Raw genomic sequence first — 22,042 nt, 5'->3', positions numbered from 1 at the left:
CCGGCTGCGGGGAATTAGCCGGCGATGGGCAGCGGATGGCAGCGCGCGACACGGATCACCCGGGCGGCCTTCCGGCCGGTACGGGGGCGGGACCTGTCGCTGCACGCTGCCGCGATCACGTTCTACGGGGCGATCGCGGTGGTGCCGGTGGCGCTGCTGGCGATCTGGTTGACCGGGCTGGCCTTCGGGGCGGACCGGGTGCGCCGGCTCACCTCGTACGCGGTGGAGACCCTGCCCACCGAGATCGGCGCGAACCGGGCGGTTGCCGCGCTGGTCGACGGCGGCCTGGAGCTGACACCGATCTTCGCGCTCGCCTCCCTGCTGCCCGCGTCGCTGTACGGCGAGGGTCTGCGCCGGGCGTTCGTCTCGGTCGCCACCCCGCCCGACCCGGACGAGTCCATGGTCGGCTGGCGCGGCCGGCTCCTGCTGCTGCCGCTGCTCGCCCCGGCGCCCGCCCTGCTGCTGTCGATCCTGGTGGCGCTGCCGCTGACCACCCGGCTGGTCCGGCAGGGCGGGTGGGCCGGCGTGCTCGGCGTGGTGCTGTCGTTCCTGTCGGTGTGGCTGGTGCTCACGCCGGTGTTGCTCTGGGTGTTCCGGGTGGTCGGGCCGGCCACCCCGGACTGGCTCTCCGCGCTGGGGGTCGGCTCGTTCACCGCGGCGAACCTCTCCGGCTTCGTGCACGGTTTCGTGCTGTTCTGCTCGCTCCCCCTGGACCTCGGGGTGCCGTTCGGCGGGTTCGACCCGGTCGGCGCGGGCGTCGCCGTGCTGCTCTGGCTCTACCTCTTCCACGTGATCGTGCTCGCCGGCTACTCGGCCACCCTCGCCCTCTCCCGCTGGCGCACCGGCCGCTCGCGCCCCGACGGCCGTGCCATGCCCGGTGACGACGGCCGTGCCTCCTCCGCTGACGACGACCGTGCCCTGCCCGGTGACGACGACCGTGCCCTGCCCGGTGACGACGGTCGTGCCGCCCCCCGGTGACCAGGCCGGGCCGCAGGTGGCCTGGGCCGAGCGCCGACCACCGGAGGGCGTCGGCGGGGGTCAGGGGCGGAAGGGGCCGGTGACCTCGTAGGTGATGCCGTCGGTGCCGGCGATGCCGCCACCGGGGCCGCGCTGGGAGGAGAAGTAGAGGCGGCGGCCGTCCGGGGAGAAGGCCGGGCCGGTGATCTCCGACTCGGACTGTCCCGGCAGGCGCAGGAACGGGGCGACGATCCCGTTCGGCGTGATGACGTTGATCTCCATGTTGCCGCCGTCCTCGGCCACGTAGAGGTCACCGCCCCGGCTGCCGGTGATGTTGTCGACGTTGGTCAGCGTGGCGGTGCCGGGCGGCACCAGCGAGTCGTCGTACGACAGGTCGAGGCGCTGGTTGACCGCGTCGTACGCCCAGACCCGACCGTCGCCCTTGGTGGTGAAGTAGCAGACGCCCCGGTCGTACCAGCAGCCCTCGCCCCCGGCGAAGTGCTTCGCCGCGCCGACCTGCCGGCGGGTGGGGGTGGGGATGCCGTCCCGGTCGGGGACGTCGGCCCAGGTGACCGGGCCGGTGACCTGGTCGGCCGGGGCGCAGAGCACCTGGACCCGGCCGGTACGCAGGTCGCCCCAGGCGTCCGGCACGAACCGGTAGAAGCAGCCGTCCGACTCGTCCTCGGTCAGGTAGACCACCCTGCGGTCGGGGTCGCAGGCGGCGGCCTCGTGCTTGAACCGGCCCATCCGGCTGCGCTCCTCGGCCTCGCGGCTGCCGTCCGGCCAGGTCTCGTAGACCAGGCCGAGCGGCGTCTCCTCGCAGGAGAGCCAGGTGCCCCACGGGGTCGCCCCGCCGGCACAGTTGATGTTGGTGCCGGAGAGGATCCGGTACGCCGAGGCGATCGACCCGTCGGCCCGGAAGCGCACCGCCGACGCGCCGCCGAGCAGCGGGATCTCCGAGTTGGAGACGTAGATCCAACCGTCGGCGGTCGGGAAGCAGGCGCCGCCGTCCGGCGCCGGGTGCCACAGGTAGCCGGTGCCGGCCACGGCCCGGCCGGAGCGGCCGATGATCCGGCTGGTGAAGCCGGCGGGCAGTTCGACCCCGTTGGCGTCGACCGGGAGCAGGTCGCCGTACGGGCTGGGACCGGGCTGGGCGACGGCGGCGAAGGCCTGCTGCCAGAGGGCCCCGGCGAAGGTGGCGGTGCCCGCGCCGAGGACGGCGGCGCGCAGGACGGTACGACGCTCCACGGTTACCTCCAGAGATAAACGTCAATGCCCCGACGACACTACGGCCGTCGGGGCATTGATCGCAGTCCCTATCGGGTGAACGCCGCGTGACGATCACCGGTTGCGGCGGGCACGTCGTCCCCGGGCTCCGACTCGCGGATGCCGTAGCGGCGGTAGACCCGGCCGAGCGGGCCGGGGGCCCACCAGTTCCACCGCCCGAGCAGGCGCATGCTCGCCGGCACCAGCAGCGCCCGGACCAGCGTGGCGTCCACCACGATCGCCACGATCATGCCGATGCCGACCAGCTTGATGTAGGCCATCCCGCCGGTGGCGAACCCGGCCACCACGACGATCAGCAGCAGCGCGGCGGCGGTGATGATCCGCCCGGTGTACTGGAGCCCGGCCGCGACCGAGGCGGTGTTGTCGCCGGTCCGGTCCCACTCCTCGCGGACCCGGGACAGCAGGAAGACCTCGTAGTCGGTGGCGAGGCCGAAGAGGACCGCCAGCATGAAGATCGGGTTGCTCGGTTCCACGAAACCGGTCGGGGTGAAGCCGAGCAGGTCGGCGAAGTGCCCGTCCTGGAAGATCCAGACCACCACGCCGAAGGACGCGCCGATCGAGACCAGGTTCATCAGCACCGCCTTGATCGGCAGCACCACCGAGCCGAAGGCGAGGAAGAGCACCACCAGCGTGGCCACCGCCATCAGCAGCGCCATCCAGGGCAGTCCGGCGGAGAGGCTGTCCAGCAGGTCCCGGTCGGCGGCGGGGCGGCCACCGACGAGGACCTCCGCGCCGTCCGGTGCGGGCAGGTCCCGGATCGCCCGGACGGCGTCCTGGGCGACGTCGCCGGTCGGCTCTCCGGCGTAGGTGACGCTGAGCAGGGTCGAGGCACCCCGGTTGGCGGCGACGGTGACCCCGGTGATGCCGTCCACCCCGGCCACCCGGTCGGCGAAGGGCTGGACCTGCTCGGCCGGGGCGCCGGAGACCAGCACGTCGATCGGGGCGACCGTACCGCCCGGGAAGTCCTCGCTGATCCGGTCGGCGACCACCCGCGGCTCGGAGCCGATCGGCAGCACCCGCTCGTCGAAGCCGCCGAACTCCATCCGCAGCGACGGCACCGCGAGCACCGCCAGCAGCGCCACGACCCCGAGCAGGTAGGGCACCGGGCGGCGCATCACGCTGCGCGCGATCCGGGCCCAGGCGCCGCCGGCCACCGCCGGTCGGCCACGCCGCCGTCCCGGCAGCGGTACGCGCAGCGCGTTGATCCGCGGGCCGAGCACCACGAGCAGGGCCGGCAGCACGGTCAACGAGGCGAGCATCGCGATCAGGACGGCGGCCACCCCGCCGAGGGCCATGGAACGCAGGAACGCCATCGGGAAGATCAGCAGGCTGGACATGGCCAGTGCGATGATCACCCCGGAGACGAGCACGGTCCGGCCGGCGGTGGCCATGGTCCGGGCGATGGCCGATCCGACGTCGCGGCCGGCGTCCAGCTCCTCCCGGAACCGGCTGACCACGAAGAGCGCGTAGTCGATCGCCATGCCGAGGCCGATCAGCGTGATCACGTTGATCGCGAAGATCGAAACCTCGGTGACCATGTTCAGCAGGCGCACCGCGATGAACGCCCCGAGGATGGCCAGGCCGCCGACGAGCAGCGGGGTGAGCGCGGCGACCAGGCCCCGGAAGATCAGGATGAGCAGCACCAGCAGCACCGGCATGGAGAGGATCTCGGCCTTGGTGATGTCCTCGGTGGTCTGCTCGTTCGCCACGTGCAGGAACGGAACCGTGCCGCCGGTCTCGGCACGCACCCCGGGCGTCGCGAAGGCCGGGACGAGGTCGGCGTACGCGGCGGTCTTGTCGTCCTCGTCGGTGGCACGCAGCTGCACCAGGGCGTACGTGGCCCGCCGGTCGTCGCTGACCAGGGTGGGCGCCTGGGTTTCGTACCAGCTGGTGACCTGGCGCACCTCGGGGTGCTCGCGCAGCCGGGTGAGGGTCGCCGCGACCGGGTCCCGGAAGGCCGGCTGGTCGACGGTGGTCGCGTCGTCGGAGAAGAGGACGATCACGTCGGCGCCCTGCGGGCCCAGCTCCTCGGTGATCCGGGTCAGCGCGCGACTGGACTCGCTGGCCGGATCGTCGAAGCCACCCCCGGTCAACTGACCGAAGACCGCCGCCCCCCAGGTCGCGCCGACCACGACCAGGGCCAGCGCGGCGGCGAGCACCGCCCAGCGAAGCCGCACCACCATCCGCCCCCACCAGGCGAACATCGCGTCCCCCTCCACCGACCCGTCAGGTCGTACGATGTGATTGTCGATCATTCGAGTGAACGGCGTTAACTTACGCAACGGCGTTCTCGTCCGTCAAGGAGCCCTGCCCCGAATGACCCCACCGAGTCGGCGTGAACGCCTCCGCACGGCAACCGTCTCCGAGATCAAGGACGGGGCACGGCGGTTGTTGGTGACGGGAGGACTCGACGCCGTCTCGCTCCGGGCCATCGCGCGGGACATGGGCATGACCGCGCCCGCGATCTACCGCTACTTCCCCAGCCTGGAGGCGCTCATCGCCGGCCTGGCCGCGGACTTCTACGACGAACTGCGGCAGACCGTCGAGGCGGCCCGGGACACCGCCGGCGACGACCCCCTCGACCAGCTGCTCGCCATGAGCCGGGCGTTCCGCCGCTGGGGGGTCGGCAACCGCGCCGAGTTCACGCTGATCTTCGGCAACCCGGTGCCGGGGCTGGAGGAGTTCACCGACGCCTGCGGCGACGAGGACCACCCCGGCGCGCGGCTCGGCACGGTGTTCGTCCGCCCGCTGGCCACCCTCGCCGCGCACGCCGGCCTGCGGACCCCGCCCCGGGAGTTCCTGGAGGAGCACCTCGGTGACCGGCTCGCCCCGCTGCGACGCAGCCACGGCGACCTGTCCCTGGAGGTCGCATACGCCTTCCTCAGCGGCTGGACCCGGATCTACGGGCTGATCGCCATGGAGGTCTTCGACCACCTGCGCTGGGCGGTCACCGAGCCGGAGGCGCTCTTCGAGACCGAGCTGGCCGCCTTCGTCGCGCAGCTCAGCCCGGCCCCGGAGCAGCAGCTCGGTGCCGGGGGCGGGCAGCAGCTCGGCGCCGCCCCGGAGCGGTCCGGTGCGGCCGGGGCGACGGTCCGGGTCACCCCGCCGCGGGCCGGATCGCACTAGGCTGCCCGAGCATGACAACCGCGCTGCCGTCCCGAGCCGACGTCGTGATCGTCGGAGCCGGGCACAACGGTCTGGTCTCCGCCGTCCTGCTGGCCCGCGCCGGCCTGCGCGTGGTGGTGCTGGAGGCCGCCGACGTGATCGGCGGGGCCGCCCGGACGGAGAACCCGTTCCCGAAGGTTCCCGGCCTGCGGCACTCCACCGGCTCGTACCTGCTCGGGCTGATGCCGCCCGAACTGCTCGCCACCCTCGACGTCCGCATCCCGGTGCTGCGCCGCGACCCGCACTACTTCCTGCCCACCCCCGGCGGCCCCGGCTCGCCGTACCTGCTGATGGGGAGCGACCGGGCAGCCACCCGGGCACAGCTCACCGAGTTCTTCTCCCCCGCCGACGTGGCCGCCGACGACGCCATGCAGGCCGAGTTGGCCGCGCTCCGCGAGGATCTCGCCCCGGCCTGGCTCGCCGAGCCGCTGGCGGTGGAGGAGACTGCCGAACGGTACGTCCGCCCGGCCCTGCGGGAGACCTTCGTCGCCCTGGTGCGCGGTTCCGTCGCCGACTACCTGGCCCGGTTCGGCTTCCGCTCCGAACTGCTGGTCAGCATGTACGCGGTCACCGACGGGCTGTCCGGGCTGAACGCCGGTCCGGACGACCCGGGCACCGGGCACAACTTCCTGGTGCACAACATGTGCCGGCTCCCCGGCGCGGACGGCACCTGGATGATCGCCGAGGGCGGGATGGGCACCGTCTCCCGGACCTTCGCCGAGGCCGCCCGCGCCGCCGGGGCCAGCATCCACACCGGTACGCCGTCGCCGCCGTCCTCCTCGACGGCGGCGCGGTGGCGGGCGTCGCCCTCGCCGACGGCCGGACGGTCAGCGCGCCCGTGGTGCTGGGTGCCTGCGACCCGTACCGGCTGATGGGGCTGGTGCCCGACGGCGCGTTGCCGGCTCCGCTCACCGAGCGGATGACGGCGGTCCGCCGCACCGGCAGCACGCTGAAGGTGAACCTGGCGCTGACCGGGCTGCCCCGCTTCTCCTGCCTGCCGGCGGACGCGCCGAGCCCGTTCGGCTCCACCATCCACCTGCTCCCCGGGTCGGCCTCCCTGGTCGGCGGGGACGCCACCGCACCGATGACCGCGCTGCGCGGGATGTGGGCGGACGTACGGGCCGGGCGGCTGCCGGCGGAGCCCACCGTCGAGTGGTACCTGCACACCACCGTCGACCCGTCGTTGCGCGACGACGCCGGACACCACTCGTCGGCGCTCTTCGTCCAGTCCGTGCCGTACGAACTGGCCGGCACCACCTGGGACGACGCGCTTCCCGGCTACGTGGCGCACCTGGTCGCGCTCTGCGAGCGGTACGCCCCGGGCACCGGTGACCTGATCGCCGACGCGGTGCCGCTCGCCCCGCCCGGCATCGAGGCGCACTTCGGGATCACCGGCGGGCACATCCACCACGTCGACAACACGGTCTCGTTCACCGACCGGATGCCGTACGCCACCGGCATCGACGGCCTGTACGCCGGCAGCGCCGGCTGTCACCCGGCGGGCAGCGTGATCGGCGCGGCCGGCCACAACGCGGCCCGCCGCATCCTCAGCGACCTCGCCCCCTCGTCCGCCTGAGTCCCACGCCGACGGTCAGGACGTCGGCGGCGGTGCCGGGCACCGCGGTCGCCGTCCTGACCGCCTCCGGGAGCGGGAGCCGGTCGGGCGGCGGTCAGGCCGGAGTGGTCGGGGCGGTGTCGGCGCGGTGGGCGCGGATCTTGTGGCCGACGCTGGTCAGGCAACGTCCGCTGGCGAGGTCGAACTTCCAGCCGTGCAGCTGGCAGGTGAGCTGGTCGCCGTCGACCACGCCGAACCGGGTCAGGTCCGCCTTCAGGTGCGGGCAGCGCCGCTGCACCACCCAGTCACCGAGGGTGATGTCCTCGGCGTCGCTGCTGCGCTCGTGCTCGTCGTACCAGCCCTCGGCGTACTGCTGGCGCTCCCGGGAGAGGCACTTGAAGAACGAGTAGACGAACTCGTTGTACTGGCCGATCCGGGCGGCCGAGAAGCGGCAGGAGAGGAAGAGCGAGTTGACCCAGTCCACCTCGCCGATGTGCAACAGGTGCTCGACCAGGGCACGCTCGGTACGGAACCGGTACCGCACCTTCTCGTCCGCGTACGGGCGCACCTCCTTGCCGGGGAAGTCCACCACGATGGATTCAATGGTCTCGCCGCCCGAGCTGTCAGTGCCCACCAGGTCGAAGCGGACCGGGCCGCCGACCCCCTTGGCCAGGTAGACCGACTCCTCCAGCAGCGGCTCGACGCGCCGCTTCATCTCCTTCAACACGTCGATCTCCGGGTGCCGCCAGGACGCCTTCTCCGCCTCGATGACCGGGCGCTTGCGCTCCCGCATCTCCTCCAGGTGCGCGACCTTGTTCGCGAAGAACTCGTCGACCGGCACCGGATGGCTGGTCTCGCAGCTCTCCGCGGTGACCTCGGCGACGCTGCCCGGCAGCAGCACCACACCGTTGGTGCCGCCGACCTTGGCGTACTCGGAGAGGAAGACCGACTGGTCGGGGAAGATGTTCCCCTCGTCGCCGTGGATGTCGTTGAACTGCCACAGCTCGTCGTCGAGGAAGCAGGGCGGACCGGCGATCGGGAAGACGTGGTCGGCCTTCAGGTCGTCGATGTAGCGCCAGGTGCGGTCGAACTGCCGGTCGCGCTTCTGCTTGCCGAAGGCGGTCTTGGCGGCCTGCGGCAGTTCGTAGACCATCGGGTACCAGATCGCCCCGGAGAACTGGAGCAGGTGCGCGTGCACGTGCCCCAGCTCGGTGAAGAGACTCAGGTCGGTCGGGCGGGCGTCGTTCTGGTTGAGCAGGCGGACGCCGTCGTACTCGACCCAGAGCGAGGAGTCACCGATCGGCCCGTCGGTCGGGCTGGTCAGCGACTGGATCATGATCTTCAACCCGCCGTCGAGTTCGTGCACCTCCTCGTTGCGGGTCCGCAGGAAGCTGGTGAAGCCCAGCTCGCGCAGCTCGTCCTCCATCTCGGAGGTGGGGAACGCCGGCAGCAGCACGGTCGCCTTCTTCGACACGAACCGCTTCAGGTGCGCCGCGTCGAAGTGGTCCCGGTGCAGGTGCGAGACGTAGAGGTAGTCGACCTGGCCGAGAGTCTCCCAGTCGAGCTGGGAATTGTCCGGGAACGGGAACCACGAGGCGAAGTAGGCCGGGTTGACCCAGGGGTCGCAGAGGATGCTGCCCGCAGCCGTGTCGATTCGCATGCTGGCATGCCCCGTACCGGTCACTCGCACCGTACAGTCCCCCTCAAAACGACAACCAAGGTGTACGACAAGACGCTACCGGAGTGACTGTGGCCCCCGAACCGCGACGCCGGTAGTGCCCTTCCCCGGTCGCCGGGGTCCTTCGGGGCACCCGGAGCGTCTTCGTTCGGCAGGCTGACCGGCGTGGACCGACCGGGCGGCCGGGACGGGCGGGGGCGCCACCGGCCGGACCCTGCGCCGGGCCCGGTGCGGGGCGTGCCAGACTAACCGGAGATCCGATCGCGAGGGAAGGACCGACAGTGGCAGGAAGCGAGCCGGTAACGTCGCCAGACCAGCACAAGCCGGGGCACCGCAAGGCCGGTCAGATCGGCGCGGTCCTCACCGCGCTGGCGCTGCTGGCGATGATCTGCGGCAACCACGAGGGCAGGGTCGAGGACATCTTCCTGATCGTCGGTGCGGTGTTGCTGCTGCTGGTGGTCATCGGCGACGTGGTGCTGCGCCGCAACGGCCTGCGTTCCTGACCCACCGGCCCGGCGACCCACCGCCGGACGACGCGTGTCGAGGGCCCGCTCCCCTATCGGGGTGCGGGCCCTCGGTCGTTCCCGGGATGGCCTGCCCGACCGCGTCGACGGCCGACCGCGTCAACGGCCGAGCAGGATGTCCTGGACGTCCTTCAGTGCCGCGTCGACCTCCGCCTCGAAGTAACCGCCCGGAACGAGCGGGAAGCGCATGCTGTCGAGATCCTTCGGGTTGACCGGCATGGGGCCCCGGCCCGACATGCCGCCGAGCAGGCTGTCGAAGAACCGGTCCACCTGCTCCGGGTCGTACCCGCTGCCGAACCGCCGCGCCTGGAACCCGCGGCGGATCTGGTCCACCCGGTGCAGGTCACTCCCGGGGGGACCGGCCATCGGCGGCGGACCGCCCATCGGGGGGCCACCGGCCGGCTGGGCCGGCAGTGCCGGGGGCATTCCGGGCGGCGGGCCGGCCGGACCACGTCCACGCAGCTCCCGATCGGGCATCCGGATCTCGGCCGTCATGTCCGCCCGAGCCCGCCGTCCGGCCTCGAACCCGTCGAACCGCTCCTCGGACCCGTACCCGCCGGGGCCGGGGGGAAGGGCACGGGGCGGAGGGCCGGTGTGACCGGGCGGCGGGCCGGTGTGACCACGGGGCGCGTCGTAGTCCTCCCGGGGCGCGTCGAAGCCGCCCGGGAAGGCACCGGTCTGCTCGTCGTACCGGCCGTACCGGTCGGCCGGGTTCGGCTGGGCGGGCATCGACCGGGGCGGTAGCGGCGGTGGGACGACCCGCCCCCGCTCGTCGCGCATCGGCGGAGCCATGGGATCCGGCGGACCCATCCGGTCAGGCGGAGACAGCCGGTCGGGCGGACCCATCCGATCCGGCGGACCCATCCGGTCGGGCGGACCCATCCGATCCGGCGGACCCATCCGGTCGGGCGGACCCATCCGATCCGGCGGGCCACCCCGGTCAGGCGGGCCCATCCGATCCGGCGGACCCATCCGGTCCGGGGGTGCCATCCGGTGCTCGGGCGGACCCAGCCGGTCGGGCGGACCCATGCGATCCGGCGGACCCAGCCGGTCAGGCGGAGACAGCCGATCCGGCGGTCCCAGCCGGTCCGGGGGACCCATCCGATCGGGCGGACCCATCCGGTCCGGGGGTGCCATCCGGTGCTCAGGCGGACCCAGCCGATCCGGCGGTCCCATCCGGTGCTCAGGCGGACCCAGCCGATCCGGCGGACCCATCCGGTGCTCAGGCGGACCCATCCGGTGCTCGGGCGGACCCATCCGATCCGGGGGACCCATGCGATCGGGCGGACCCAGCCGATCCGGGGGACCCATCCGGTGCTCGGGCGGACCCATCCGATCCGGGGGACCCAGGCGGTCGAGGGGGCCCATCCGGTCACCGGCTCGGGCGGGGACGGCGCCGCCGCCGCGCTCCTCCAGCTCGGCGAGCTGCCGCTCGACCCGGTCCAGGTGGAGGTCGACCTGCCACTCGTCGTACCCGTTGAAGCGGACCCGGAAGACGACGTCGTGCACCTCCTGGGAGGCAACGGGCGCGCCGACGGGCTCACCGGCGAGGGTCGCCTCGACCCGGTCCAGGAAGGCGTCCACCTCGTCGACCTTGTAGCCCCGGCGGAGCGCCTTTCGCCGGAAACGCTGACCCTGACTCGCCACTATGTCTCCTGGTTCAGTTCGCTACGCCCCGTCACGCCGGCGCCCCGTTCTCCCCCTCGGCCGCGGCCAACTGCCCACACGCGCCGTCGATCTCGCGCCCGCGCGTGTCGCGCACGGTGGTGGAGACCCCGGCTTCGCGCAGCCTCCGGACGAACTCCCGCTCGACCGGTTTGGGACTGGCGTCCCACCGGCTGCCGGGGGTCGGGTTGAGCGGGATGAGGTTCACGTGCGTCAGCCTGCCGGCCAGCAACCGGCCGAGCAGATCCGCCCGCCAGGGCTGGTCGTTGACGTCCCTGATCATCGCGTACTCGATCGACACCCGACGCCCCGTCCGGGCCGCGTAGTCCCACGCGGCGTCCAGCACCTCGGCGACCTTCCAGCGCTGGTTGACCGGCACGAGCTCGTCGCGAAGCTCATCATCGGGCGCGTGCAGGGAGAGCGCAAGGGTCACCGAGAGGTCTTCGCTGGCCAGACGGCGGATGGCGGGCACCAGACCGACCGTGGAGACGGTGATGTGCCGCTGTGACAGCCCCAGCCCCTCGGGCGCCGGCGCGGTCAGTCGACGGATCGCCGCGACCACCCGGGAGTAGTTCGCCAGCGGCTCGCCCATGCCCATGAACACCACGTGCGACAGTCGGGCCGGTGAGCCGGAGACCACCCCGGAGGCGGCCACCCCGGCCAGGTAGACGGCCTGGTCGACGATCTCCGCGGTGGAGAGGTTCCGGGTGAGACCGGCCTGACCGGTCGCGCAGAACGGGCAGGCCATGCCGCAGCCGGCCTGGCTGGAGATGCAGACCGTGACGCGGTCCTGGTAGCCCATCAGGACACTCTCGACCAGGGAACCGTCGTGCAGCCGCCAGAGCGCCTTACGGGTCGCCCCGTCGTCGCAGGCCAGCTCGCGGACGGGGGTGAGCAGCCTCGGCAGCACGGCGTCGGCCAGCCGCGCACGGGTCGCGGCGGGCAGGTCGGTCATCCGTTCCGGGTCCCGGACCAGTCGCCCGAAGTAGTGGGTGGAGATCTGTCTGGCCCGGAAGGCCGGCTCCCCCAGCTCGGCGACGAGGGCCTTCCGACCCTCGAGGTCGAGGTCGGCGAGGTGACGTGGGGGCAGCGAGGCCCGGCGGGCAGCGGCGGCGTCCGGGTCGACCGGGATCATGGGAAGGCTCGTCATGGCTTGTCCAGTCTTCCACGCCCGCGCCGCTGCCGACCCGTCCGCCGGTGTCCGGCCGCCGTCTCGATCCCCGACCGGGACGGCAACCCGCCGTGATCCATGCCTCAGCTCACCATCGGCACGAAGACCGCGAGCAGCAGGTACGCCGTGGGCACGGCGAAGAGGATCGAGTCCAGCCGGTCCATCAGGCCGCCGTGACCGGGAAGCAGGTTGCTCATGTCCTTGATGCCGAGATCACGCTTGATCATGGACTCGGCGAGGTCCCCGAGGACCGCCGCGACCGACACGGCCACCCCGAACAGCGCTCCCCACCAGGGCGCCACGTCGAAGAGCGACCAGAGCAGCAGGGCGCTGCCGAGGGCCGCCGCGCCGACCGAGCCGTAGAAGCCCTCCCAGGACTTGCTCGGGCTGATCGTGGGGGCCATCGGGCGCTTGCCGAAGTTGGCACCGGCCGCGTAACCGCCGGTGTCGGAGAGCACCACCGCGGCCAGGGTGACCAGCACCCGCAGGTGACCGTCATCGGGCGCGGCGGCGAGCAGCGCGGCGAACCCGGCGAGGAACGGCACGTAGACGGCGATCAGGGTGGCTGCGGTCAGGTCGCGGCCCAGGCCGGTCTTGCCCTCGGCGAGCCGCCACACCAGGGTGGCCGCCACGGTGACCAGCAGTCCCAGGATCAGCGCGTCGGGCCCGGACCACCAGGCCAGTCCGACGGTGAGCACGCCACCGGCGATCAGCGGCACCATCGGCGGCCGGGCGTTGGCGCGGTGTACCGCCCGGCCCATCTCCCACATGCCGATCGCCACCGCGGCCACCAGCACGACGAGGAACGCCTCGATCACCGTGAACAGCGGCACCAGGATCAGTACGCCGAGGGCGAGCCCCACCCCGATGGCGGCGGGTAGGTTGCGGCCGGCCCGGCTGGAGCGGCCGTGCCCGGCGGCGGATCCGCCGCCCCGGATCGGGCGTCGCCGGCCGCGCCAGCGGCGGGGGCGTTCCGGCGCGGACGCCGGCCCTACCGGGACGGCGGGGCGGAACGGATCCTGCGCCGACGGGTCCGGATCCGGTTCCGGTCCGGAGGACGGGTCCGGCCCCGGCCCCGGGTGCGGGTCGGGCTCGGACGCTCCGCCGGGGTGGGACGGATCGGGGCCACCGGTCGGGGCCGGCCCGGTCGCCCAGGCCCGCTCGAAGTCCGGGTGGCCGGGCACGAGGGTGGGCTGGTCGTCCTGGCGCGTCTCGTCGCACTCCTCGGGAGTCCAGGTCACGACGGGCTGGTCGGCGTACGCGTGCCGGACCCCGCTACCGGGTTCCAGACCGCGTTCCGGCCACGGGAGGGCGGGACGGGCCACGCGGTCCCTGCCGCGGGGCTCGATGCTGCCGTAGGAGTCGAGGTGGGACATCACACGCCGAACGGGTGCGACACGAGTTCCACCACAAGACGCAAGACCAAGACCATCCCCTGCACGCGACTGTTCTCCGTCCGGTACTCCCGCCCGACGGCCGGGAGATCCCCACTGTTCACGCTCCGGCAGTGGCGAATCGAGCCGAGCCTACTGCACCTACGGGCCGCGCACTTCCGCAGACGAGGCCCGCCGCACTCCGGGTGCGGCCCCGACGTGGGCGGAGCAGACCCACCGGTGCCGGACAGCCGACGGCACCGGCGTCCCGCCGCCGGCAGGGCGGACGGCACACCGGTGCCGGACAGCGCGGACGGCCAACTGGCCGTCCCGGCGCCGATCAGACCTCGAGCAGCTCGGCTTCCTTGTGCTTGACCAGCTCGTCGACGGTGGCGACGTACCGCTGGGTGACGTCGTCGAGCTCCTTCTCGGCACGGCGACCGTCGTCCTCGCCGGCCTCGCCGTCCTTGACGATCCGGTCCAGCTCCTCCTTGCCCCGGCGGCGCACGTTACGGATCGCCACCTTGGCCTCCTCACCCTTCTGCCGGGCGACCTTGATCATGTCGCGTCGGCGCTCCTCGGTCATCTGCGGGAGCAGGATGCGCAGCTGGTTGCCCTCGTTGTTGGGGTTGACGCCCAGGTCGGAGTCCCGGATCGCCTTCTCCATCGCGTTGAGCTGGGAGTTGTCGTACGGCTTGATGATCGCCATCCGCGGCTCCGGAACGGCGATCGAGGCCATCTGGGTCAGCGGCGTGGGGGTGCCGTAGTAGTCGATGATGACCTTGGAGAACATGTTCGGAGTGGCCCGCCCGGTGCGGATCGCGCCGAACTCCTCCTTGGCGTGCTCGATGGCACGCTCCATCTTCTCCTCGGCCTCGAGGAGGGTGTCGTCGATCACCTGTCCCCTCGCCTCCTTCTTGTGCTCGTTGTGGGCCTGTCGTGTCGGTGGCCGGTCAGGCGGTGATCAGAGTGCCGATCCGTTCGCCGGCCACCGCACGGATGATGGTGTCCTCACCCTGGGCACCGAAAACCAGCATCGGCAGACCGTTCTCCATGCAGAGACTGAACGCGGCGGCGTCGGCCACCCGGAGGTTGCGGCGCAGCGCCTCGGAGAAGGTGATCGAGTCGATCTTGCTGGCGGTGGGGTCGAGGTTCGGGTCGGCGGTGTAGACGCCGTCCACGCCGTTCTTGCTCATCAGCACCACGTCGGCGCGAATCTCCAGCGCCCGCTGGGCGGCCACCGTGTCGGTGGAGAAGTACGGCATGCCCGCGCCGGCGCCGAAGATGACCACCCGGCCCTTCTCCAGGTGCCGGATCGCCCGCAGCGGGATGTAGGGCTCGGCGACCTGGGCCATCGTGATCGCGGACTGCACCCGCGTCTCGATGCCCTCCTTCTCCAGGAAGTCCTGCAACGCGAGGCAGTTCATCACGGTGCCCAGCATGCCCATGTAGTCGGCGCGGGCGCGGTCCATGCCACGCTTCTGCAACTCCGCGCCCCGGAAGAAGTTACCGCCGCCGATCACCACGGAGACCTGTACGCCTCGGCGGACCACGGTGGCGATCTGCCGGGCGATGGCCTGTACGACGTCCGGGTCGACGCCGATCGCGCCACCGCCGAAGACCTCGCCGGAGAGCTTGAGCACGACCCGCCGGGCCCGGCCGGGTGGCGGTGCCGTCGGATCGTCCTCCGCCCGGGTCCGGTCACTCACAACCTGCGTCATCCGACCGCCCTTCCCCTCGCGCACGTGCCGCGCGCCGCGTCCTGCGAACCTGCCCGATGTCGACCCTATGTGACGAGGAGGCCGCGGTGCCTGTGACGTACACCTGCGACCTCCTCCTCGACGTTCCTGCCCACCGGGCGCGGTCGCGCCCGGTGACCGGCTCAGGCCTGGCCGACCTCGAACCGCAGGAAGCGGGTCACCTCGATGCCGGCCTCGGCCAGCACCTGCTTGACCGTCTTCTTGTTGTCGGCGACCGACGCCTGCTCGACGAGGACGAAGTCCTTGAAGAAGGCGTTCACCCGGCCCTCGACGATCTTCGGCAGCGCGGCCTCGGGCTTGTTCTCCTCGCGGGCGGTCTGCTCGGCGATGCGCCGCTCCGACTCGACGACCTCGGCGGGCACCTCGTCCCGGGTGAGGTACTTCGGCCGCATCGCGGCGATCTGCATGGCGACGGCGCGGGCGTCCGACTCGGCGGCCTCGTCGGTCTTGCCGGAGTACTCGACGAGGACACCGACGGCCGGCGGCAGGTCCTGGCTCTTGCGGTGCAGGTAGACGGCGGTGCTGCCGTCCAGCTTGGCGAAGCGGTTCAGCACCAGCTTCTCACCGATCTTGGCGGACTGCTCCTGAACCAGGTCGGCGACGTTCTTGCCGTCGATGGTGCTGGCCAGCAGTTCCTCGGCGGTGGCGACGTCGCTGCGCTCGCCGTGCTCGACGAGCTGCTGGGCCAGGGCGACGAAGGCGTCGTTCTTGGCGACGAAGTCGGTCTCGCAGTTGAGTTCCAGCAGCGCCTTGCCGGAGTGCGCGACCAGGCCGTTGGCGGCGGTCCGGCCGGCCCGCTTGCCGACGTCCTTGGCACCCTTGACACGCAGGATCTCGATGGCCTTGTCGAAGTCGCCCTCGGCCTCGGTCAGCGCCTTCTTGGAGTCCATCATGCCGGCGCCGGTGAGGTCGCGGAGCTTCTTGACGTCCGCGGCGGTGAAGTTGGACATGGCTCTCTCTTCGGTGTTGAGGCTCGGTGGGATGGTCTGGGTCGCCGGTCGTCCGGACGCGGCGCCGGCGCGGCCGGCGGATCCGCCGCTCCGCCCGCCGGTACCCGGCGGGCGGAGCGGCGGCGTGGTCACTCCGCGGCGGCGGCGGCCGGCTGCTGCTCGGTGGCGGCCGGCTGCTCGGTGGCGGCGGGCTGCTGCTCGGCGGCGGGCTGCGACTCGTCGGCCTTCTTCGGCTCCTCGAGCAGCTCACGCTCCCACTCCGGCAGCGGCTCGTCCGCGCCGACGGTGCCCGCCTCGGGCTTCTCGTCCGCGCCCCGACGCCGGCCGGAGCGGGCGATCAGGCCGTCGGCGACGGCGGCGGCCACGACCTTGGTCAGCAGCTCGGCCGAGCGGATCGCGTCGTCGTTGCCCGGGATCGGGAAGTCGACCTCGTCCGGGTCGCAGTTGGTGTCGAGCACCGCGATGACCGGGATGTTCAGCTTCCGCGCCTCGTCGACCGCGATGTGCTCCTTCTTGGTGTCGACCACCCAGATGGCGGCCGGGAGCTTCTGCATGTCCCGCAGACCACCGAGGGTGCGGGTCAGCTTGATCTTCTCGCGGGAGAGCTGAAGGGTCTCCTTCTTCGTGTACCCGGCGGCGGTGCCGCTGAGGTCACCGAGGGCCTCGAGCTCCTTCATCCGCTGGAGCCGCTTGTACACGGTCTGGAAGTTGGTCAGCATGCCACCGAGCCAGCGGTGGTTGACGTACGGCTGGCCGACCCGGGTCGCCTGCTCGGCGATGGCCTCCTGGGCCTGCTTCTTGGTGCCGACGAAGAGGATGCTGCCACCCTCGGCGACCGTGTTGCGCACGAAGTCGTACGCCTTCTCGATGTAGTCGAGGGTCTGGCGCAGGTCGATGATGTAGATGCCGTTGCGCTCGGTCATGATGAAGCGCTTCATCTTGGGGTTCCAGCGCCGGGTCTGGTGCCCGAAGTGGACACCGCTTTCCAGCAGCTGGCGCATGGTCACGACGGCCATGGTGGGGTACTCCTCTAAAAGGTCCCTGGTTGACACGCCCGGCCGGCGGCCGGACGTCCTGGCGCCTGGTCGCCGGTCATGGTGGGCCCGATCGGCATCGGGACCAGGGGACCGTCGCTCCACGGGACGACCGTGGAGAGGACGCGCGAAGTCGACCGCGCGAGGCGGTCGCCAGTCGACAAGTGTACGCCCCCACCCACCCCCCTACCCCCGGGGTGTACGGAACGGGGCCGGTGGGGCCGTGTCGGCGACCGGCCCCGGCCGAGAGCGGTCAGCCGGGGCCGGACGCACGTGGGCGGGGCCGGGGACGCGCGCACCGCGGACGAGCCGGGGACGCGCGCACCGCGGACCAGCCGGGGACGCGCCGGGCAGGAGAGCCGGCGGGAGCGCTCAGCGGGCGGCGAGCGCGGCCGCGACGAAGAGCACCAACCCGACGGTCAGGTACGCGGTGGGCGGGCGAAGCCAGCCCCGGCTCCCGTCGGCCAGCGCCAACCCGCCGGTACGCAGCCCGTACAGACCCGCGCCGAAGATCGGCAGACCGCCGACCAGGAAGATCCCCACGACGACGTGGGACACCGGGGCCGGGTCGGCGGTCAGCCCGTGCAGCAGCACCCGCAGGGCGGGCACCTCGAAGGCCAGCACCACCAGGGAGATGAGGATCGCGAGCGCCGGGCGCCGGGTCCGGTAGACGCCGTCCCCGGCGACGGGACCGGGTCGACCGAGCGCTCCCACCGGGGGGTAGCCCAGCGGATCCGCGCCCGGCGGCAGGTCCGACCGGGGGACGACCGGCGGCATCGGGCCGGTCGGCATCTCCAGGGGGTGTGGCTGCTCGGCGGCCGGCCCCACCTCGACACCCCGGTCCAGGTCCAGCCCCCGACCGACGTCGGCGCTCCGGCCCACGTCCACACCGCGGCCGACGTCCACGCTCCGGCCCACGTCGGCACCGCGGCTGACGTCCACGCTCCGGTCCAGGTCGGCACCCCGGGCGGCGTCCACGTCACGGTCCAGGTCGGCGGGCCGACGGTCGAGGTCGATCCCGCGCCCGAGGTCGGCCCCGCGTGCGGCATCGACGTTGCGACCCGGATCCGGGCTCCGGCCGGTGTCGACCGACCGGCCCGGCTCGGCGACCCGACTCACCTCTCCGCTGCGGGACGGGTCGATGACCGGATAGCCGCCGAACGGGGACTGGCGCGTCGGATCCGGGACCCGAACCCGATCCGGTGTCTCGACGTCGTCGCGGAAGGAGTCGACGTCCTCCCGGAATGCCAGCTCGTCCCCGGCGGATCGGGCCTCACGGGAGCGGCGGGAGGCCCGTTCGCCCCGTAGGTCACTCCCGGTGACTCCGCCGTCGGTGGAGTCGGCGCGCCGGGAACGGGACGAACGGTAACTCTCCGCGTCCGGACGATCCACCCCCAGTGGGTCGTCCTCGTGGTACCGGCCCGGCTCGGCATACCGACCGGCCGGGGGGTCGGTCAGGTCGCCGTACCGTCGCTCACCGGTGTCACCACGCTGCTCAGGCGTCCGGAAGTCATCACCCCGGTAGCGATCATCGCCGCCGGCGTGCCACTCGGACTCGCCGTAGCCACGGTCACCGGAGTACCAACGCGAATCCTGATCTTCGGGAAAGCTCCGTCGTCCGTCCACGACCGGCACGGTATGTGACACGGGCCATCCCGCGCCATTCGCCGCTCCGAGATCACCTTCGCCTACCCCCACCGTCACCCGGAGTACAGATTCACCGGCTAGCCACCCGGGCTGACCGCCGGCTCGCCATAGCACGGCGGGGGCATGATCGTCCGGCTGTCCACAGCCGCCTCCGTCGTCCACAGGCGGGCCGGCCGGAGCTGCGGGAGCGCCCACGTCCGGGGCACCGTGCCGGCATGACGAGACGAAGCCAGGCGGTCGGCGCGTACGGCGAACGGTGCGCCGTCCGACACCTGATCGAGGCGGGGCTGCGCCCGGTCGCCCGCAACTGGCGCTGCCCGGAGGGCGAGATCGACATCATCGCCTGGGACGGCGACGTTCTCGCCTTCTGCGAGGTCAAGACCCGCCGCGACGACAGCTTCGGCAGCCCCGCCGAGGCGGTCGTGCCCACGAAGGCCCGTCGGTTGCGGGGGCTCGCGGTGCGGTGGCTGACCGAGACCGGGACGCGCGCGGACGACCTGCGATTCGACGTGCTCTCGGTGCACCTGTCCGCCGCCGGGGCCGCCCGCGTCGAGCACCTCAAGGGCGCGTTCTGAGATGGGTGGCCACCGATGAGCTACGCCAGGGTGCTCTGCGTCGGTCTGGTCGGGATGACCGGGCAGCTGGTGGAGGTGGAGGCCGACCTGGCTCCCGGACTCCCCGCCCTCGCGATCAGCGGACTGCCGGACACCGCCCTGCACGAGGCCCGCGACCGGGTCCGGGCGGCGATCGCCAACTCCGGCGAGACCTGGCCCAACCGCCGGATCACCCTCAACCTGCTACCGGCGACGCTGCCGAAGTACGGTTCGTCCTTCGACCTGGCCATCGCGGCGGCCCTGCTCGGCAGCGCCGGTCAGCTTCCGTTGCTGCCCCTGGAGGGGGTGGTACTCCTCGGCGAGTTGGGGCTCGACGGCGCGGTACGGCCGGTCCGGGGCGTCCTGCCGATGGTCGCCGCCGCGGCCCGCGCCGGCGTGACCCGGGTGATCGTGCCGGCGCCGAACGCCGCCGAGGCCGCCGTGGTCCCCGGGGTGCGGGTCCGCGCGGCCGACAGCCTGCACCGGCTGGTGGCCTTCGTCCGGGACGGCACCCCGCTGTCCGAACCGCCGCCCGCCGTGGCGACCACCACCTCGACCGGCCCCGACCTCGCCGACGTGGCCGGCCAGGGGTACGCCCGCCGGGCGCTGGAGGTGACCGCGGCCGGAGGCCACCACCTGGCGCTGCTCGGGCCGCCCGGTACCGGCAAGACCATGCTCGCCGAGCGACTCCCGTCGATCCTGCCGGCGCTGGACGACGAGGCTGCCCTGGAGGTCACCGCCCTGCACTCGATCGCCGGTCTGCTGCCACCCGGCGGCGAGCTGCTGCGCCGGCCGCCGTTCCAGGCTCCGCACCACACCGCGACCGTGCCGGCGCTGGTCGGGGGCGGTGCGGGACTGGCCCGGCCGGGCGCGGTCTCGCTGGCGCACCGTGGGGTCCTCTTCCTCGACGAGGCTCCGGAGTTCAGCCGGGGAGCGCTGGAGGCGCTACGGCAGCCACTGGAGGACGGGCGCGTCCAGCTCGCCCGCGCCCGGGGTGCCACCGAATATCCGGCGCGGATCCAGTTGGTGCTGGCGGCCAACCCCTGCCCGTGCGCCCGGCCGGTGGGGGACACCGCCTGCGAGTGCAGTCCGCTGGCCCGACGTCGCTACCTCGGCCGCCTCTCCGGCCCGTTGCGGGACCGGATCGACGTCCAGGTGACCGTGCCGCCGCTGCGCGCCGCGCAGCTGATGGGGACCGGCGAGGTGGCCGAGCCGTCGGCGGTGGTGGCGGCCCGGGTGGCGGCGGCCCGCGCGGCGGCCGCCGAGCGGTGGGCGGGCGCTGGTCACCGCCTCAACGCGGAGCTGCCCGGTCCGGTGCTGCGCCGCCCGCCGTTCCGGCTGCCGGCCCGGGACACCGCCGAGCTGCGCCGACGGCTGGACAGCGGATCGCTCTCCGCCCGGGGCTTCGACCGGGTCATCCGGCTGGCCTGGACCATCGCCGACCTGGACGGCCGGACCCGTCCGGGTCGGGACGACGTGTGGGAGGCGATCGGCCTCCGGACGGGAGACGAGACATGACCGACCACGACCGCCGGGACCGGCTGGCCCGGATCGCGCTGACCTGGCTCGTCGAGCCGGGCAGCTGGGCGGTGCACCGGCTGGTCGCCGACCTCGGTCCGGCCGCCACGCTCGACCTGTTGCTCGACGGGGGCGCACCGGACGACCGACTGCGGCAGGCCGTGACCGCCCGGGTCGGGTCCGCCGATCCCCGCGCGGTGTCGGCGGAGGCCCTGGCACGAAGTGAGCGGCTGGGGGCGCGCCTGGTCACCCCGGCCGACGCCGAGTGGCCGAACCGGGTCGGTGACCTGAGCCGGCTGGTGCTCTCCGGTGCCACCCGGCGGGTGGACACCGAGACGGCCCCGCCGCTGTGCCTCTGGGTGCGCGGCGGGTGGCCGCTCGACGAGGTGCTGGACCGGTCGGTGGCGGTGGTCGGGGCACGGGCCGCCACCTCGTACGGGGTCCACGTGGCCACCGAACTCGGGTACGGGCTCGCCGAGCGGGAGTGGACGGTGGTCTCCGGTGGGGCCTTCGGCATCGACGCCGCCGCGCACCGGGGGGCGCTGAACGCCGGTGGCGTCACGGTGGCGGTGCTCGCCTGCGGGGTGGACCGCCCGTACCCGATGGGCAACAGCGCCCTCTTCGACCGGATCGCCGAGACCGGCCTGCTGGTCAGCGAATGGATGCCGGGTGCCGAGCCGCTGCGTCCCCGGTTCCTGATCCGCAACCGGGTCATCGCCGGGGCCACCCGGGGCAGCGTGCTGGTGGAGGCGTCGGCCCGCAGCGGGGCGACGCAGACCCTGCGGCGGGCGCTCGCCCTCGGCCGCCCGGCGATGGTGGTGCCCGGTCCGGTCACCTCGGCCATGTCGGTCGGCGCGCACGAGCTGCTCCGGGACCACGAGACGGCCCGGCTGGTCACCGGTGTGCCGCACGTGCTGGAGGAGGTCGGGCGGATCGGTGCCGACCTCGCACCCCCGGCCCGGGGGCCGCATCGTCCCGGCGACCTGCTCGACGACGAGGCGGCGTTGCTGCGGGAGTCGCTGCCCCGCCGGGGTGTGCTGGGCCCCGACCGGCTCGCCGCCCGCGCCGGGCTGGACGTGAGGACGGCGCTGCGCAAGCTCTCCCTGCTCGAGGAGTTGGGCCTGGCCGTGCGTCGTGACGGCGGCTACGCGATCCCCCCGCGCCG

Annotated in this window: 16 protein-coding genes and 2 pseudogenes; 7 read left to right on the top strand and 11 right to left on the bottom strand. The window is 73.0% G+C overall.

Features of this window, described 5'->3' with window-relative positions:
* The first annotated feature begins 24 nt into the window (after nt 1-24).
* The gene (locus AB0F58_RS17755) at nt 25-978 is read left to right on the top strand and encodes a YhjD/YihY/BrkB family envelope integrity protein (protein WP_357143587.1); all 954 of its coding nucleotides are present in this window, start codon (nt 25-27) and stop codon (nt 976-978) included.
* A 60-nt stretch (nt 979-1,038) separates the two neighbouring features.
* Here AB0F58_RS17755 and AB0F58_RS17750 read toward each other — a convergent pair whose 3' ends face one another.
* Together AB0F58_RS17750 and AB0F58_RS17745 are read right to left on the bottom strand one after the other, a co-directional pair.
* Nucleotides 1,039-2,205, bottom strand: coding sequence for an alkaline phosphatase PhoX (locus tag AB0F58_RS17750; RefSeq protein ID WP_357143585.1), 1,167 nt, complete (start codon nt 2,203-2,205; stop codon nt 1,039-1,041).
* A 68-nt stretch (nt 2,206-2,273) separates the two neighbouring features.
* The gene (locus AB0F58_RS17745) at nt 2,274-4,499 is read right to left on the bottom strand and encodes an MMPL family transporter (RefSeq protein ID WP_357143583.1); all 2,226 of its coding nucleotides are present in this window, start codon (nt 4,497-4,499) and stop codon (nt 2,274-2,276) included.
* A 61-nt stretch (nt 4,500-4,560) separates the two neighbouring features.
* On the opposite strand from AB0F58_RS17745, the gene AB0F58_RS17740 reads away from it, so the two are divergent.
* Entirely contained in the window at nt 4,561-5,370 is an 810-nt protein-coding gene (locus tag AB0F58_RS17740) for a TetR/AcrR family transcriptional regulator (protein WP_357143580.1), read from the top strand.
* A gap of 11 nt (nt 5,371-5,381) precedes the next feature.
* Nucleotides 5,382-6,985 (top strand): annotated as a pseudogene (locus AB0F58_RS17735) (NAD(P)/FAD-dependent oxidoreductase).
* A 94-nt stretch (nt 6,986-7,079) separates the two neighbouring features.
* Here the strand turns inward: AB0F58_RS17735 and AB0F58_RS17730 are convergent.
* The gene (locus AB0F58_RS17730) at nt 7,080-8,654 is read right to left on the bottom strand and encodes a Rieske 2Fe-2S domain-containing protein (RefSeq protein WP_357143578.1); all 1,575 of its coding nucleotides are present in this window, start codon (nt 8,652-8,654) and stop codon (nt 7,080-7,082) included.
* Between the two features lie 269 nt (nt 8,655-8,923).
* On the opposite strand from AB0F58_RS17730, the gene AB0F58_RS17725 reads away from it, so the two are divergent.
* Complete coding sequence (locus AB0F58_RS17725) at nt 8,924-9,145, top strand: DUF2631 domain-containing protein (protein ID WP_357143576.1); 222 nt, start codon at nt 8,924-8,926, stop codon at nt 9,143-9,145.
* 120 nt (nt 9,146-9,265) lie between these two features.
* Here the strand turns inward: AB0F58_RS17725 and AB0F58_RS17720 are convergent, their stop codons facing one another.
* The 8 genes from AB0F58_RS17720 to AB0F58_RS17685 form a co-directional block, all read right to left on the bottom strand.
* Nucleotides 9,266-10,813 carry a DivIVA domain-containing protein gene (locus AB0F58_RS17720; protein WP_357143574.1) on the bottom strand — a complete coding sequence of 516 codons (1,548 nt, stop codon included), beginning with the start codon at nt 10,811-10,813 and terminating at the stop codon, nt 9,266-9,268.
* A 31-nt stretch (nt 10,814-10,844) separates the two neighbouring features.
* Nucleotides 10,845-11,981: a 23S rRNA (adenine(2503)-C(2))-methyltransferase RlmN gene (gene rlmN / locus AB0F58_RS17715; protein ID WP_357143572.1), complete on the bottom strand. Its 1,137-nt coding sequence runs from the start codon at nt 11,979-11,981 to the stop codon at nt 10,845-10,847.
* Nucleotides 11,982-12,085: 104 nt separating this feature from the next.
* Nucleotides 12,086-13,378, bottom strand: a complete 1,293-nt coding sequence (locus AB0F58_RS17710) for a phosphatidate cytidylyltransferase (RefSeq protein ID WP_357143571.1) — start codon at nt 13,376-13,378, stop codon at nt 12,086-12,088.
* A gap of 337 nt (nt 13,379-13,715) precedes the next feature.
* On the bottom strand, nt 13,716-14,273 hold the full coding sequence (gene frr, locus AB0F58_RS17705) for a ribosome recycling factor (protein ID WP_357143569.1): 558 nt from the start codon (nt 14,271-14,273) through the stop codon (nt 13,716-13,718).
* A gap of 55 nt (nt 14,274-14,328) precedes the next feature.
* Nucleotides 14,329-15,096 carry a UMP kinase gene (gene pyrH, locus AB0F58_RS17700; protein WP_091463267.1) on the bottom strand — a complete coding sequence of 256 codons (768 nt, stop codon included), beginning with the start codon at nt 15,094-15,096 and terminating at the stop codon, nt 14,329-14,331.
* Nucleotides 15,097-15,257: 161 nt separating this feature from the next.
* Nucleotides 15,258-16,085, bottom strand: a complete 828-nt coding sequence (gene tsf / locus AB0F58_RS17695; protein WP_357143567.1) for a translation elongation factor Ts — start codon at nt 16,083-16,085, stop codon at nt 15,258-15,260.
* A gap of 128 nt (nt 16,086-16,213) precedes the next feature.
* Nucleotides 16,214-17,101, bottom strand: coding sequence for a 30S ribosomal protein S2 (gene rpsB / locus AB0F58_RS17690; protein WP_357143565.1), 888 nt, complete (start codon nt 17,099-17,101; stop codon nt 16,214-16,216).
* Between the two features lie 390 nt (nt 17,102-17,491).
* Entirely contained in the window at nt 17,492-18,754 is a 1,263-nt protein-coding gene (locus AB0F58_RS17685) for a hypothetical protein (RefSeq protein WP_357143801.1), read from the bottom strand.
* A 227-nt stretch (nt 18,755-18,981) separates the two neighbouring features.
* Here AB0F58_RS17685 and AB0F58_RS17680 point away from each other — a divergent pair, with 227 nt between their 5' ends.
* The 3 genes and pseudogenes from AB0F58_RS17680 to dprA form a co-directional block, all read left to right on the top strand.
* Nucleotides 18,982-19,341 carry a YraN family protein gene (locus AB0F58_RS17680; protein ID WP_357143563.1) on the top strand — a complete coding sequence of 120 codons (360 nt, stop codon included), beginning with the start codon at nt 18,982-18,984 and terminating at the stop codon, nt 19,339-19,341.
* A 15-nt stretch (nt 19,342-19,356) separates the two neighbouring features.
* The gene (locus AB0F58_RS17675) at nt 19,357-20,877 is read left to right on the top strand and encodes a YifB family Mg chelatase-like AAA ATPase (RefSeq protein ID WP_357143560.1); all 1,521 of its coding nucleotides are present in this window, start codon (nt 19,357-19,359) and stop codon (nt 20,875-20,877) included.
* Nucleotides 20,874-22,031, top strand: a pseudogene (dprA, locus tag AB0F58_RS17670) (DNA-processing protein DprA); the annotation flags it as partial. The gene AB0F58_RS17675 and the pseudogene dprA, both read left to right, overlap by 4 nt.
* Nucleotides 22,032-22,042 lie beyond the last annotated feature (11 nt).

This window comes from Micromonospora sp. NPDC023956, from assembly GCF_040639195.1.
GTDB lineage: Bacteria > Actinomycetota > Actinomycetes > Mycobacteriales > Micromonosporaceae > Micromonospora.
The sequence above is the reverse complement of the archived record's forward strand: the minus strand, read 5'-3'. Positions and strand labels throughout refer to the sequence as shown.